Below are 13063 nucleotides of genomic sequence, written 5' to 3'. Positions count from 1 at the left end.
CTAAAAAACAGGGCGTTGCCTCTCGTGGTATGACCTATGTTGATAATCGAAAAACCTATGTCGCGGGTTCGGTCATACGTGAGCGGGATCTTGACAATGCAGGGAACCGTGCAGAGATGCGGCGAAGCAGGGGGTATTGATGGCGCTTAAGTATCTGCCAAAGTCTTGGCGCGACGACATGCGCACCAACTTCGCGCACAAGCACAACTTCTACATCAATCCGCGCAATCGCGTTTTCCCCGCCCTGACCTCAGCGGGCGTGTCCTATATCAAGAACGATGTATCCACCAATATGCGCGGGACGTATCGGATGCAGTGCGGAGCCACAACTGACTTGACCTACCTATACACGCTGCCGCAACGGTTTATCATCGAGGGCTGGTTCAAGCCCGAATTCGCATATGACGTGGCAAGCGATACTCGGATATTTACAACCTACGGGGTCGCTGCGGCGACAAGTGAGACAATACTTTACTACCGTGCGGTTTCCGACACGTTTAATTTTTATACCATTTCCGGGGGGGTGGGTGAGGAGGTGCAGTCTGTCGCCATTCTAAGTACCGCAGCACTTCAAAAGTGGGTTTATATCCGTTGTTATTTTGATAATACGGCGAAACTAAAGGGGTTTTACAGCACGATAAACGGGGTTGCAATCCATGACGCGCAGGTTGTTCCCGGCGCGGGCACATTCACCCCTGCAAATAAAATTGCCTTTTCCCCGGCAATTGCAGCCGAGTTTTCTTATTGGATCATCCACGAACTGGACGAGACGCTGGCGACGGGCGAGTACAAGACCTATAAGGCTGATCGGCAGATCATCTTTGACTTCAACGGCACAACCCTCGGGCGTGAGCGAATCCGTATACCAGTTGTGCATGAGGTTGCGGATGATCGCGGGGTGCTGGCGTTCGATCTTCGCAAGGGCGTTGACGCGCCGATGACGGGCAATCCCGGCGCGAACACGGCGGGGCTGACGTTCAAGAATATAAACGGTCAATTCAGCGACGACCAGTATGACGCGTTCGATCCATTCAACGGCCGGTACAACGGGACGCAAAAATATTTGCAGAATCGCGTCGGGGTGGAGATCGACAGCGAGTCGCCAGCGAATACGGTGCGCGACGGGCTTTTCGGGCATTGGAGCTTTGACGACTTGGTGACTCCGGGGCGCGATAATTCCGGCAACGGCAACAGCGCCACGGTTACCGGGGCTATTCCTGTTGATGGTATGAGCGGTAAGGCCCGGTTGGTTGATGGAGTAGATGATAAAATAACTATTACAAAAGCTGCCGCTTTGTATGCCAAAAGAACAATGGCGTTTTGGTACAAGCATAACGCCGATTCTGCAAGCGGATTTTTATCAGACGATAGCCTCGGAGGCGCCTTTTCTATTGTGCCATTGTACGCTATTACTGTCACAACCTTTACGACATATGTAGGGCAAAACAGCACTTCGCTCAATTTCGCAACCACATTTAATATTCGAGACAATGCTTGGCATCATCTTGTTTTCGTGTTTGATCGTTCGAACGCAACGAAGCGCATAATTGTGTACATAGATGGAATTGAAAGAAACAGTAACGCGCTTGTTGACTATGATCTCGATGACTTTGGGCATCCATTTAAAATTGGGCTCTTCGCCACTGCAAACTATAATGCAGGATCAATCGACGAGTTCCGCATCTACGATCGCGCCCTGACCGCGGCGGAAGCGCTCTACCTCTACGCCAACCCTGCCGACTGGGGTGCGCTATCCAAGGCCGAGCCTCTGTTCCTCGGCCGCACCACGCCGGGCGCGTTTCATCGCACCAGCCCAAACAAATATTATGGCGAGGCGCGCATAGAGGCCGAGGACTGCGTGGCGGAGCTGGGCGAGGCCCGGCTGTCGGCGGCGTCGGCGTTCGACACGTTCAAGCTGAGCGACCCGACGACCGAGGCTGCGAGCCTGTTTCACGCGATTGCGCGGCTGGTGACGAAGAAAGAGATCCGCAACTATGCGCTTAATTCAAGTGGCGAAAACGCGACCCCTGCCAATTCGTGGCTGGTATCCGGCGCTGGAATAACGCTTTCCAGATCAAACACCTATGCCCAGTTTGGTACTTATTCGCTGAAATGTATCGCAACCGGAGCGGGCGACTATATTCGCCAAGTAATCAAGTTTGAGTCGACCGACAAGATCGACGTTGGGGACGTGTTCAATTTCTCGGCATTCATCGTGCAAGGTACGGCATCAACTGTAAAAATCCAGATCGAGGAATTGACCGTGGCTGGTGCGCTGGTGGGGACGGCTAGCGAGACGGTTTGCGGTACCGACACGGCTATTTTTACCCGCGTCAATGTCTCGCGCACGATCCTGTCATCGACCTGTACCGAGCTGCGGATTACGTTCTATGCTGTCGGAGCTTCGACATTTTATGCCGACGGTATTATGTTGACGCGCGGGATAGATGCGCTTGACTACTTCCTCCTCAACGCAACCGACGGCGCGGCCGGGATCGGGAGCGCAGACTCGGCTGCTACGACGACCTATGACACGGTGGCGATAGACGCGGATTCCGTTAACGTGGTCCATCCTTGGGTGGAGGTAGAGCGGGGGGACCAGCCGTGGTCGCATCTCAAGGCTATCGGGGAAGCATCATTAGCATCGTATCTCGGCGCGACGCCGGACGGGGTGCTGACCATGCGGGTCCGGTACAACGAGACGGACGAGGACATAAATGGCGACGTGGAAGATATCGGCGGAATCGGGACAGCGCTGTCAACCGAGGGTATCAATTCTATAGCGGTATACGGCTCACAAGTTGTCAAGGAAACGGGCGAGGAGCTATTATATTCCGGGCAAGCTGATGACCGATGGACGCATGACGGGGGCAAACTTTTGTATCACGCCATAGCAAGTGGAGTGTTCGCCGCGTTGTCGGGAGCTACCGAACACGAACTCAAATATGATGACAGCTTCGACGCTGGGAAGTTTTCATAATGACTCCCGAAAAAGCCGGGCTTGAATCGGTTGATGCAGTTGATGCGGGCGCGTTCTTCCCCGATCCCACAGAAGGTATGCATCCTGGGCAGATAGTATCGGGTGCATCGGGGCCGTTCTTCCCCGACCCCACAGAAGGCGTCCACCCCGGACAAATCGCTCTCGATGCCCCGGAACCTGCCCCAACCCACACGCCGGACCAGGAGCGGCCCACGCCGGACCAGGAGCGGCCCACGGCGGAAGACCGCATCCCGCCTTTGTCTCCCGAACAATTGGCCGCAATGGCGCAGGCCGCCGCTGATGCGCGTTTCCGCGACAATTTGGGTTTGCAAAAAAGCGAGCCCAAGAAACCGAGGATTATCGGCGTTTCTGGGGCTCGCCTTGTCGAGACCTCCCAAAAGTCCGATGACACGCTTTCGGCCAATGATGCGCTTGACGTGACGCTGGATACCACGACGCAGCCCGATCGCGCGCTCGTGACGATCCAAAACAATCGCGGGTATGATGTCTACATGACGGGTCTGTCCATTTATGGGAAGCGCATTATGCGCTATGACAAAGCCCTCGTATCGGACAAGCTCAAGCGCGATGATGATATTCGACGCAACGGCGAAAAGGTTAAGACCATATCGAATGATTACATCATAACTGCCGCGCAGGTCGATAAACTCGCCGACTATTGGTACAAATACACGCAGACACCTAAACACATTTATGCAATCTCGATAAAAGGCATTGCGCCATGGTACGAAACGGGCGAATGGTATCGGCTGCAACTCGGGACAGCGGACACAAACGAATATATCGACGTCACTGCCGAATGCTATGATGTGCAATGCGAAAAGCGCGCGGGTACCATCGGCCACACCATAGCAATGTTTCGCGAGGTCGTCGAGGGCTGGACGAAGACGACGCTTTATGCGGCACGTGCGCAGGGCGGAGGCGCTCCGGGACGCCGGACTCGGCGGAGCAACAATGTCGTGGTCGCGGCCTATGGCTACCACGGCACGGCGGACTACTACTGCGACGGCACGGCTGACGATGTTCAGATTAATGCTGCCATTGATTATGTTGCTCAGACGTGGGGCGGTGGGCGCGTCGAACTGACCCAAGGTACTTATTTACTAGCAGCCAAGATCGAGGTAAAAGCAAACATAACATTAGCGGGCGGTGGCAGCAGGACGATTATAACATTCGGCGAATACGATGAAGCCGGGTCCAGTTATTGTATATACATAAATGCTGCCGGTGTAGAATTGCGCGATTTTATTATTGACGGCAGTGATACCAATAGAAACATAAATACAGTGATAGGTGTATTTATGTATACCAGCGCAGATGCGAATATAAGAAACGTTAGCGCAACGAGAATAAAAAATCAGTTTGCAGGTGTTACGGTTGGGTTTTTCGGGTATTCGATTAACGGAATATTAACAAACTGTAGTGCTACCTTGATTTCTACCTCCGCCGCCGGGATAGCTGCGGGATTCTCTGGCGCTAAGCGGGTTACGGATTGCGTTGCAGATAGCGTCACCGCAACAGGGGGAGGGTCGGGGTATGGATTTAGGGCATGTAAATCGTGTCTTGGTAACAAGAGTACAAACAATACGACTGCGGCTTATTATGTATCATATGCCGATGCCGGAACCACGAATGCCTGCGCAGATACCGCAGCGGGCGGCTATAATTCATGATGCAGATTCCGAAATCTTATGATATATTTGACGCATGGGCAAACTCATGGGCCGAGTAATTATCACATGCGTGTTTTTTTGCGTCCTTACCTCTTGTTCACCATTCGCAATTAATACCATGGGATATGTCGCTGGGAAGGAAAGCTTAGATGAGGCATGGATAGTCGTTTCCTCATTTCGTTTTCATGCCGAGCCAGCAGGAGAAGATTACTGGAAAAGCCCCGCAGAACTTGAGGCCGATGGTGAAGGCGATTGCGAAGACCTTGCTGTCTATATGGTATATTTGCTTGGTCCAGAAGCCTTGATGATTGGCATCCACGAACCGGGAATAGATCATGCGATTGTAAAATATAAAGGGAAATACCTTGACCCTCAAAGATTGGGATTTTATTATAACCCCGCCGAGATCGAAATACTTATTGAATACGATTACTGGCGGCTTATGTCGCGCGTTACCCGTTTTGGCACCAAGTCTATAAGATACGAGGTTAAGTGATGGAAGACGCAGACGATAAGGCCATGCTTGCCCGAATCGACGAACGAACGCAAGCGATCATGCAGCGCCTCGACGGTCTGGCCTCGTGCGAGCGCGTGGATGCTCTCGAAGGGCGCATCGATAGGCATGTGGAGACGCACGACAAGAAAGGCGGGGTCATCGCGACGTGGGTGGGCATAGCCGTTGCAGCGGTGCTCGGGCTGGCGGGAATCGTTAAGGGGAGCACGCCGTGAATAAAAGTCTTGATGCGCTACTCATTGGCCCGGCCGCAGCTGCCCGCTCCGCGCTTGCCGAACTGGCCGCCGCATGCGTCGATTGCGCTGTCACCTCGACGCGCCGAACCGCTGACGAACAATACGCGCTTTGGTGCCAAGGCCGCAAGCCGATAGGCGTCGTCAATGCCGCGCGAGCTATCGCGATGCTGGCACCCATTGGCGCGGCAGAAAATGGCTATACTGTCACCAATGCCGATGGTCGGAAGCAGTCCGAGGGTGGCACGGGTCGAAGCGCGCACCAGGTAGGGACCGCCCTAGACGTGGTGCCTGCCGAGAACGGCCGCCCTGTGTGGCCAGAAGGATCGGACCCGCGCTGGACAAAGATCGCAGCGGCGTTCAAGCGGCATGGTTTCGAGTGGGGCGGGGATTGGACGATGGCGCACGACGGAATCGCCCCAGATTATCCACATTATCAGTTTTCAGAGAGTGTCTAATTAGGAGATAATATGCCAGCCGTAAACATAGATACCAAGGGCCTCGGCGAGGCCGTCGCGGGCGTGGGCAAAGCTGCTCTGGACATTCGCGCCGCCATCACGGGGCAGGCCGTCCTTGATCCTACCAAGCAGGCCGATCTTGAAATGAAACTCGCCGAAGTAGACGCGCAGGTTATGGCGGCTCAGGCTGCCGTGGATGCAGCCGAAGTGGCGCGGGGTGGCTTCGCGGGAAACTGGCGGCCCGCTCTCGGCTGGACCTGCGCCGCCGCCTTCGCCTACCAGTACGTCATCGCCCCGCTCGGGACGTGGGGGCTGTCGCTCCTCGGCGTGGCAGTCGCGGCCCCGCGCCTCGATCTGTCGGAGCTAACGCCGCTCGTCCTCGGGATGCTCGGGCTTGTGGGAGCGCGGAGCTACGAAAAAGCCAAGGGCGTAGCACGTTGACGGCGGGAGGGGCCGGGATCGCCCTCCGCGAGCCGGGGCGCTCTCCCCGGTTTACTCGGGCTTGCTCTTGGGCCGCCCGCGCGGCTTCGATCCCGGCTTGACCGGCGCGGCCCCATTGACCACGCTCGCCGCGCGCTTGGCGTCGGTTTTGGCCGCGCCGCCCCTGCGCCCGAGTGCTACCGCCGCGATGTTGCGGCCCTGACAGTCCATGCCGTAGCTCGATAGGGCGCACATCGGGCAATTGCCATCCATCTGTGTGCAATACGCGGGCTTGTCCATCTCCCCCTCCTCAAAACTCATCTATTCCCGTCTCGATGTTGTAGTAGCTTGAGTCTATGTAACGGGCCTCGAGGAGCGCTTCCCCTTCGAGGTATTCCGGGTCGGGGCTGACATCAAACTCTATTTCTAAGCCAAGTTCGCGGGCCGCCGCGAGGGTGTGGTGCTTGTCGGCTACCATCGCGTACTCGACGCCGTTGATGATCCCAACGTAAGAGCAGGGGATGGATACGGATTCGACATCCTCAAGCTCTGCCTTTTTGGTCTCGACGGTCTCGGGGTCCAAGTAGCGCTGGCTGCTTATGTACCGCATATCCGCTCCTCAATCTCTTGATGCTATCACTATATCCCAAGCGCTTGGGGTTGTCAAAGAAAATCGATGGATTTCTGTACGATTTTTCCGCCCCGGTTTTCGCCCTCTTGGCACGGAACCTACAGATTCACACAATGGTATACTTTAATATACTATTGTTATACAAATAGATACACCACAACAATCTTTAGAAATCGGCGTGAAATCGCTTGACATTACTATAGACCGGGGTATTATTAAGCCCATGATGACGCTACCGAAAAAATACCGGGTCAGGCCCTGCGGGGCGAAGGGGCTTCAGGTATCACTCCCCGCCGAATGGATAAAGGCCGAAAGCATAGAGGATCGGGACATGCTCCGCGCCTTTCGCGACGACGAGGGGCGGCTGATATTTGAGCCGATCCGGCGCGAGCGCGTGGAATACGCCGAAGGAGGAGACGAATGAATGATCAGATTGCGGGACTGACCCTGCATTTCGTATCGGTGGCGTCGGGGCTGGGCAAAGCCACGATCAAGACGATCCAGTCTCGACACCCCGAATTGCAGACATTGCCCTATTCGACGAGGGCCGGGGGCGCGCGCATCTACTTCCAGCCCTTCATCGATTGGCTCGCCAAGTACGAGGGCAAGGAAGCCGCCGACAAGCTGAGAGATTCGAAAGTTGCAAAAGATTCAGATCGTGCAACTTTTGAAACTTTCCGGCCTCGCCTCTCCGGTGCCCTTCTCCGCGAGCTACGCCTGTCCGTCAAGGCTGGCATCCTGCAAGCCCCTGACCCCCGCCGCATCCTCGGGCTCGACGACTCTCCCGCCAACCTCCTCCCCTTCCCCATGGATAGTGCCATGGCCGACGCCCGCGAAACCCTGGGCGACAAGGGCCTGCGTCAGATCATCGCGGCAGCCTCCCGCATCGCCAAGGAGGCCCACGACCGGAAAGACGCGGACCGCAAGCAAGTGAGGCTGTTTTGAACCGAAAAGATGCCGCGATACTCCGCTCGCTCTATCCCTGCGACGAGGCCGAGAAATGGGCAAAGACCCAGCCATCCCTCGCCGAAGCATGGGCCAACTGCAAGCGCTCCGACTGGATGATGTGGGCGCTCAATAAAATCGATTTCAAGGATGACAAAAAACTTCGCCTTTATGCCTGTGCCTGCGTGCGGGGCACCCCGCTTGCCGATGGTCGGACATTGTGGAATTTGCTGACAGACGAGCGGAGCCGCAACGCGGTGGTGGTTGCCGAGCGTTTTTCGAATGGCGAAGCAACTGAACAAGAGCGGGCCGCCGCACGGGCCGCCGCACGGGACGCCGCACGGGCCGCCGCATGGGCCGCCGCATGGGCCGCCGCATGGGACGCCGCACGGGCCGCCGCATGGGCCGCCGCACGGGACGCCGCATGGGACGCCGCACGGGCCGCCGCAGGGGCCGCCGCAGGGGCCGCCGCACGGGACGCCGCACGGGACGCCGCACGGGCCGCCGCAGGGGCCGCCGCAGGGGCCGCCGCACGGGACGCCGCATGGGACGCCGCACGGGACGCCGCACGGGACGCCGCATGGGCATGGCAATCCAATTTGCTGCGCCAATGGATATCCTGGGACGAGGTTGAGGCCGCCGTCGCGGCATATAAGGCCACCCCGTGACCTACGCCGACCTCCTCTGCACCTTCGCAGCCTTCCATCGCGGCGAGATCGGCAAGCCCGCCGTGGCCTGCGCTATTTGCATGTGGCAGCGGGCGGGGTCGCGGGTATGACGCCAGAAGGCGCGGTCCTCGCCGCCATCCTCGAATACCTCGCGATCCGTCAGGTGTTCGCGTGGCGCGTCAACACGGGCGCGGTGAAACTCGCCGACAAGACAGGCAAAACCCGCTTCGTGCGCTTCGGCTTCCCCGGATGCTCCGACATCATCGGCGTGATCGGCTCAGAGATCCCCGCATGGGAGGGACGGCCTCTCGCCATCGAGGTCAAGAGCCCGACCGGGAAAGCCACCGAAGAACAGTTGATCTTCCTCGCCGAGATTGCCAAGCGGGGCGGGCTGGCGTTCATCGCCCGGAGCGTCGAAGATGTGGAACGGGAACTGACAAAGCCAAGGAGGAGAATATGATGCGCAACAGCATTCGGGCGCGCGAACTCGCGCGGACCACCAACCGCTACACCAACGCGCAGCACCGGGCCGCGTTCGAGAAAAGCCGCGACAAGCCCGAGGACGCGCTCGCGAAAAACTTTCTTTCCGGCGCGCTGATCGCCCTCCTCTCCATGGTCGCCCGCTTCTTCCGCTTCCTCGGCTTCGGGAAGCCCGCCGAGAAGCACCGCACTCATGCACGCGGCTACGACACTCGGTCGGGTTTCGGCGGCAAGAAGCGCAGCGGGTCGAAGCTCTGGCACCGCCTCACCGTGGGCCACTCCAACGCCGCAGGCTGGCCCGGTCGCCGTGCCCGCCAATACGCCGCGCGGGGCTATGGCTACGTCGAGCCGCCCAAGCCGAAGCGCCGGGAGGACGTGGCATGAAGGCGACGACTCGGCAGCGGCTTATCGAAGCGCGCGAGTTTTGCGACGAGCACGGGCTTGAAGGTGACGCCATGACCGGCCACCTCATGACCTTTGCTCGCGTAGACGAACAGACCGCGCTCCGCTTCATGCACGGCCGCCTCGACAATCGCGGGCTGTCCAACCCGCACAAGATCGCGCGAAAGGCCGTTCGCCAAGCAGCGGAGAAGCAGGGCCTGCGCGAGAAGGGCGAGGCGTCGTTCTACTCGAAGAAGTTCCGGGGCCTGCTGGCCAAGGTCTTCCCGAAACTCCGGGCGAAGTACGCCGCCCTTCTCGCGCGATGGGAAAAGCATGCACTCAAGAAATGGGCGCAGCAGGAACACGCGGCCCGACACGATCCCGACTATGCCGCAATGGAGAAGGCCAGAGCCAAAATCCAGCGCAAACACGAACGCGAGCGGGCGCGGATGCGCTTCGCGGAAATGGCTGCGGGAGATCCCGCGAAAGGGTAGGTGGTCTCTATCTATCGCCGGGCCTAACCCGCCCGGCACTTGCCGGATGCCATGGCGGCGAGCGCGGGCCTGTACCCTGCGCGACTCGGTTCGAATCCGAGATTCGGCTACACCGTGGCCCGACGTGCCGCAAGCCAGGATGGCCTGTAAACGCAGGAGCGCAGAGCGGCACACCGGCCCGTCGGTTTCTTTTCGAGGAGGTAACAATGCAGACTATCGTTATCGACGGCCGCACCTGCCGCAAGGCCCCCGTCGTCCGGATCGAATGCACCGTGGGCTTTCGCTACGTCGAGACCCTGCGCTCCCGGCTGGCACGCTTCGTCAAGGCGCACGTCATCGACGACGAGCCCGAGCGCGACGAGAGCCACGCCGCGACGCGGTACCGGGGGCGAGGCAATGATGGACGGTGACGGCTACCCGACCGAACAGGACATCGAGACCATCCAGCACCTTGATGCACACAAGTTCCGCCCCGGTGCCGAAATAATTCTCGAACTATTCGAGGCCTCCGGATGCGGCTCGGGCAAGTTCGAAGGTCCTGACAAGATGGGAAACTTTTCGCTGACCCTGCATACGGGCGGATGGAGCGGTTGCGAGGACATGATCGCGGCGCTCGAAAACGCCGATCCGGCGGAATCGCTATGGTGGATGATGTACTGGCATTCTACCACGCGCGGCGGGCACTACGTCTTCAAGGGGCGCGGATGAAGCCCCTCCTTCTTGCTGCCCTCCTCGTGCTGTCGCTGCCCCTCGCCGCTGCGCCGATAAGCCCTGCGACCCATGCCGCCGTTATGCGCATCGCCGATGCTGCCGGGGTGCCGCGATCCGTTGCGCATGCGTTGATGCTAGCGGAGTCAAGCGGGGACGCGGCGGCGATCCACCTTGAGCCCTCGGGTTTCTCGTCTCTCGGGCTCTACCAGCTTCACACCGATCCGCGCAATCTCGGCTGGCTCCTGTCGCAGTACTGGCAGGGCGGGCGCTTCGACATCCTCGACCCGCTGGATAATGCGACGGTGGCGCTGCGATATGTCGCCGCGCTCCACAAGCAGTTTGCGACGTGGGAGCGGGCGCTGTGCTTTTACAACGCCGGGCGCGTGGTGGACGTGCCGGAGACGACGCGGGCTTACGCGCGAAAGATATGCGAAGCGGGGGAGCCATGAACCGGGTTGACCTATTCAATGACCATTTTCAAAATTACAAGCAATACGGAATCCCGAAGGCGCAACTCATCATCGCCGATATCCCCTATAACGTCGGGATCAATGCTTACGGGTCTAATCCTCAGTGGTACGTTGACGGCGACAATGCCAACGGGGCAGGCTCGGGCTATACGGGCGACGACGGCACGCCGCTGTACTGGATCGACGAGGGCTGCCCGTGCATGCGGGGAGGCTAGGCGGCGGAGTGCGTGTCTTCGTAGCGCTGCACGAGATCCCGGATCGCCGGGTCATTGCAGTACGCCACCATGACGCGCTCTATCAGGTTCGTTCGGTCGCGCGTTTCCTTTGCCGCTTGTGCCGAAACCATGGCCGCCCATGTCTTCGTGGATCGCATGGGGAAGGGGTCGCGTTTCTCTGCCATGGGCAAAGTGTAACACGGTGTAGCGACAGCGGAATCATTTTTTCGTGCCATTTCCCGGTTTTCTCCTCATGAAAAGTATACAAGGTAATGACATGGGAGTCAAAACAAATCGCAAGGAAAACGCGGTATTGCTATTGACGCCATGCGTATCACGTACTACACTGTAGTTACAAGGCGAGGGCGGAAGATGCCCAAGCCGAGGAGGACGGGTTTGAAAGCGTGGTATTTCTCAACGACGGAAAAGAAGCTTCGGTACAATGACGGCCGCGACATCGCCCTAGGGGTAACGCATACCGTCAAAGGTAAGCCGGTGCCCTGTACGCATGGCCTCCATGGCTCCATGCGCATCCTCGACGCCGTGAAATACGCGCCCGGCCCCGTGGTGTGGGAGGTCGAGCTAGGCGGCACGATTGTCGAGCACGACGACCGCGATAAACACGCGGCGACCGAGCGGACCTATCTCCGGGGCGGGATCGATGTGTCCGATACGTTGCGAGCGTTTGCGCGGTGGGCGGCCTTATCCGTGGCCCATCTGTGGGATATGCCGATTGTCGTGCAGAAGTTTTTGGAAACGGGAGACAAAAAACTCGCCAACGCCGCCTACGCCAACGCCGCCGCCTACGCCGCCAACGCCGCCTACGCCGCCTACGCCGCCAACGCCGCCGCCGCCGCCGCCGCCAACGCCGCCGCCTACGCCGCCGCCAACGCCAACGCCTACGCCGCCGCCGACAACGCCTACGCCGCCGCCGCCGACGCCGCCAACGCCACCGCCGCCGCCAACGCCAACGCCTACGCCGCCGCCTCCAACGCCTACGCCGCCGCCGCCTACGCCGCCAACGCCACCGCCGCCGCCGCCGCCTACGCCGCCACCGCCGCCGCCGCCGCCAACGCCACCGCCGCCGCCACCGCCGCCACCGCCGCCGCCTACGCCGCCTACGCCGCCAACGCCGCCGCCGCCTACGCCGCCAACGCCGCCGCCTACGCCAAAAAAGAAGAGCTAAATGACAAGCTCCTCGAAATGGTAGAGGCGAGAATCGCCGAGGCCACATCATGACCACCCTCTCCCCCACCGCCCCCGACGTGGCCCGCGTGCTGGGCTACGTGCGCTCAGACGCCGGACGCCGCAACCGCCGCGCCCTCATGCAGGGCCGGGGCTACAGCTACGAGCGCACCATCGGCGAGCAGGTCGTGTACGTGCTGCAAAACTGCCGGAACGGGCGATTGCGGGACGTGGACTACGAGTACGTCGCAGAGCTGACCGACCGCGTCATCATCGCCGAGACGAGCGGGTCGCGCGAGCCGGGGGAGGTCGCGTGAACTCACTCAACAGCATCTTGATTGAGGGCACCGTCGTGGAAGATCCCAAAACAGAAACACTACCGAGCGGTAGTCTCCGGTGCGATTTCGTCATTGTCTCGGATCGGCATTTCAAGCAGGGCGACACCCTCGAAAAAGAGGTTAGCCGCTTCGACGTGGAAGCGTGGTCGAAGCTCGGCGAGCATTGCTCGGCGCAATTGCGACAGGGCCGGGCTTGCCGCGTGGTCGGGAGACTCAAGCAATACCGCAGAATCGACGCGGATGGCA

The 13063-nt window shown here is 59.4% G+C and carries 22 protein-coding genes; 19 read left to right on the top strand and 3 right to left on the bottom strand.

Annotated features, from left to right (window positions below; genetic code table 11):
* Nucleotides 1–178 precede the first annotated feature (178 nt).
* From WC815_23920 to WC815_23895, 6 genes are read left to right on the top strand one after another with little or no spacing between them, the layout of a single operon-like run.
* On the top strand, nucleotides 179–2980 hold the full coding sequence (locus tag WC815_23920; protein MFA5911840.1) for a LamG domain-containing protein: 2802 nt from the start codon (nucleotides 179–181) through the stop codon (nucleotides 2978–2980).
* Nucleotides 2980–4674, top strand: a complete 1695-nt coding sequence (locus WC815_23915) for a hypothetical protein (protein ID MFA5911839.1) — start codon at nucleotides 2980–2982, stop codon at nucleotides 4672–4674. The genes WC815_23920 and WC815_23915 overlap by 1 nt, the downstream gene beginning before the upstream one ends.
* A 34-nt stretch (nucleotides 4675–4708) precedes the next feature.
* Entirely contained in the window at nucleotides 4709–5170 is a 462-nt protein-coding gene (locus tag WC815_23910; protein MFA5911838.1) for a hypothetical protein, read from the top strand.
* On the top strand, nucleotides 5170–5403 hold the full coding sequence (locus WC815_23905) for a hypothetical protein (GenBank protein ID MFA5911837.1): 234 nt from the start codon (nucleotides 5170–5172) through the stop codon (nucleotides 5401–5403). Before WC815_23910 ends, WC815_23905 begins: the two co-directional genes overlap by 1 nt.
* A complete protein-coding gene (locus WC815_23900) occupies nucleotides 5400–5879 on the top strand; it encodes a M15 family metallopeptidase (GenBank protein MFA5911836.1) in 480 nt (159 codons plus the stop codon). Before WC815_23905 ends, WC815_23900 begins: the two co-directional genes overlap by 4 nt.
* Nucleotides 5880–5891: 12 nt before the next feature.
* Nucleotides 5892–6320, top strand: a complete 429-nt coding sequence (locus WC815_23895; protein MFA5911835.1) for a 3TM-type holin — start codon at nucleotides 5892–5894, stop codon at nucleotides 6318–6320.
* 51 nt (nucleotides 6321–6371) lie between these two features.
* Here the strand turns inward: WC815_23895 and WC815_23890 are convergent, their stop codons facing one another.
* Together WC815_23890 and WC815_23885 are read right to left on the bottom strand one after the other, a co-directional pair.
* On the bottom strand, nucleotides 6372–6599 hold the full coding sequence (locus tag WC815_23890; GenBank protein ID MFA5911834.1) for a hypothetical protein: 228 nt from the start codon (nucleotides 6597–6599) through the stop codon (nucleotides 6372–6374).
* A 10-nt stretch (nucleotides 6600–6609) separates the two neighbouring features.
* The gene (locus WC815_23885) at nucleotides 6610–6909 is read right to left on the bottom strand and encodes a hypothetical protein (GenBank protein MFA5911833.1); all 300 of its coding nucleotides are present in this window, start codon (nucleotides 6907–6909) and stop codon (nucleotides 6610–6612) included.
* Between the two features lie 199 nt (nucleotides 6910–7108).
* On the opposite strand from WC815_23885, the gene WC815_23880 reads away from it, so the two are divergent.
* The 10 genes from WC815_23880 (at nucleotide 7109) to WC815_23835 (ending at nucleotide 11294) form a co-directional block, all read left to right on the top strand.
* Entirely contained in the window at nucleotides 7109–7354 is a 246-nt protein-coding gene (locus WC815_23880) for a hypothetical protein (protein ID MFA5911832.1), read from the top strand.
* The gene (locus tag WC815_23875) at nucleotides 7351–7875 is read left to right on the top strand and encodes a hypothetical protein (GenBank protein ID MFA5911831.1); all 525 of its coding nucleotides are present in this window, start codon (nucleotides 7351–7353) and stop codon (nucleotides 7873–7875) included. Before WC815_23880 ends, WC815_23875 begins: the two co-directional genes overlap by 4 nt.
* Entirely contained in the window at nucleotides 7872–8543 is a 672-nt protein-coding gene (locus WC815_23870; GenBank protein MFA5911830.1) for a hypothetical protein, read from the top strand. The genes WC815_23875 and WC815_23870 overlap by 4 nt, the downstream gene beginning before the upstream one ends.
* Before the next feature lie 106 nt (nucleotides 8544–8649).
* Nucleotides 8650–9003 (top strand): VRR-NUC domain-containing protein, encoded by a 354-nt coding sequence (locus WC815_23865; GenBank protein ID MFA5911829.1) that lies wholly within the window; start codon nucleotides 8650–8652, stop codon nucleotides 9001–9003.
* Nucleotides 9000–9407 carry a hypothetical protein gene (locus WC815_23860; protein ID MFA5911828.1) on the top strand — a complete coding sequence of 136 codons (408 nt, stop codon included), beginning with the start codon at nucleotides 9000–9002 and terminating at the stop codon, nucleotides 9405–9407. Before WC815_23865 ends, WC815_23860 begins: the two co-directional genes overlap by 4 nt.
* Nucleotides 9404–9898 carry a hypothetical protein gene (locus WC815_23855; protein ID MFA5911827.1) on the top strand — a complete coding sequence of 165 codons (495 nt, stop codon included), beginning with the start codon at nucleotides 9404–9406 and terminating at the stop codon, nucleotides 9896–9898. The genes WC815_23860 and WC815_23855 overlap by 4 nt, the downstream gene beginning before the upstream one ends.
* A 206-nt stretch (nucleotides 9899–10104) precedes the next feature.
* Nucleotides 10105–10308, top strand: coding sequence for a hypothetical protein (locus WC815_23850; GenBank protein ID MFA5911826.1), 204 nt, complete (start codon nucleotides 10105–10107; stop codon nucleotides 10306–10308).
* Complete coding sequence (locus WC815_23845; protein ID MFA5911825.1) at nucleotides 10295–10606, top strand: hypothetical protein; 312 nt, start codon at nucleotides 10295–10297, stop codon at nucleotides 10604–10606. Before WC815_23850 ends, WC815_23845 begins: the two co-directional genes overlap by 14 nt.
* A complete protein-coding gene (locus WC815_23840) occupies nucleotides 10603–11058 on the top strand; it encodes a transglycosylase SLT domain-containing protein (protein MFA5911824.1) in 456 nt (151 codons plus the stop codon). The genes WC815_23845 and WC815_23840 overlap by 4 nt, the downstream gene beginning before the upstream one ends.
* Nucleotides 11055–11294 carry a hypothetical protein gene (locus tag WC815_23835; GenBank protein MFA5911823.1) on the top strand — a complete coding sequence of 80 codons (240 nt, stop codon included), beginning with the start codon at nucleotides 11055–11057 and terminating at the stop codon, nucleotides 11292–11294. Before WC815_23840 ends, WC815_23835 begins: the two co-directional genes overlap by 4 nt.
* Here WC815_23835 and WC815_23830 read toward each other — a convergent pair.
* Nucleotides 11291–11479 carry a hypothetical protein gene (locus WC815_23830; protein ID MFA5911822.1) on the bottom strand — a complete coding sequence of 63 codons (189 nt, stop codon included), beginning with the start codon at nucleotides 11477–11479 and terminating at the stop codon, nucleotides 11291–11293. The genes WC815_23835 and WC815_23830 overlap by 4 nt on opposite strands.
* Nucleotides 11480–11819: 340 nt before the next feature.
* Here WC815_23830 and WC815_23825 point away from each other — a divergent pair, with 340 nt between their 5' ends.
* The 3 genes from WC815_23825 to WC815_23815 form a co-directional block, all read left to right on the top strand.
* A complete protein-coding gene (locus WC815_23825; GenBank protein ID MFA5911821.1) occupies nucleotides 11820–12533 on the top strand; it encodes a hypothetical protein in 714 nt (237 codons plus the stop codon).
* Nucleotides 12530–12796: a hypothetical protein gene (locus WC815_23820; GenBank protein ID MFA5911820.1), complete on the top strand. Its 267-nt coding sequence runs from the start codon at nucleotides 12530–12532 to the stop codon at nucleotides 12794–12796. Before WC815_23825 ends, WC815_23820 begins: the two co-directional genes overlap by 4 nt.
* Nucleotides 12793–13063: single-stranded DNA-binding protein (locus WC815_23815; GenBank protein ID MFA5911819.1), on the top strand; the 271-nt coding region annotated here is incomplete at its 3' end. The genes WC815_23820 and WC815_23815, both read left to right, overlap by 4 nt.

This window comes from Vicinamibacterales bacterium (assembly GCA_041659285.1).
In the GTDB taxonomy this organism is placed as follows: domain Bacteria; phylum Acidobacteriota; class Vicinamibacteria; order Vicinamibacterales; family UBA2999; genus 12-FULL-67-14b.
This window is presented reverse-complemented; position numbering and strand designations above follow the sequence as displayed.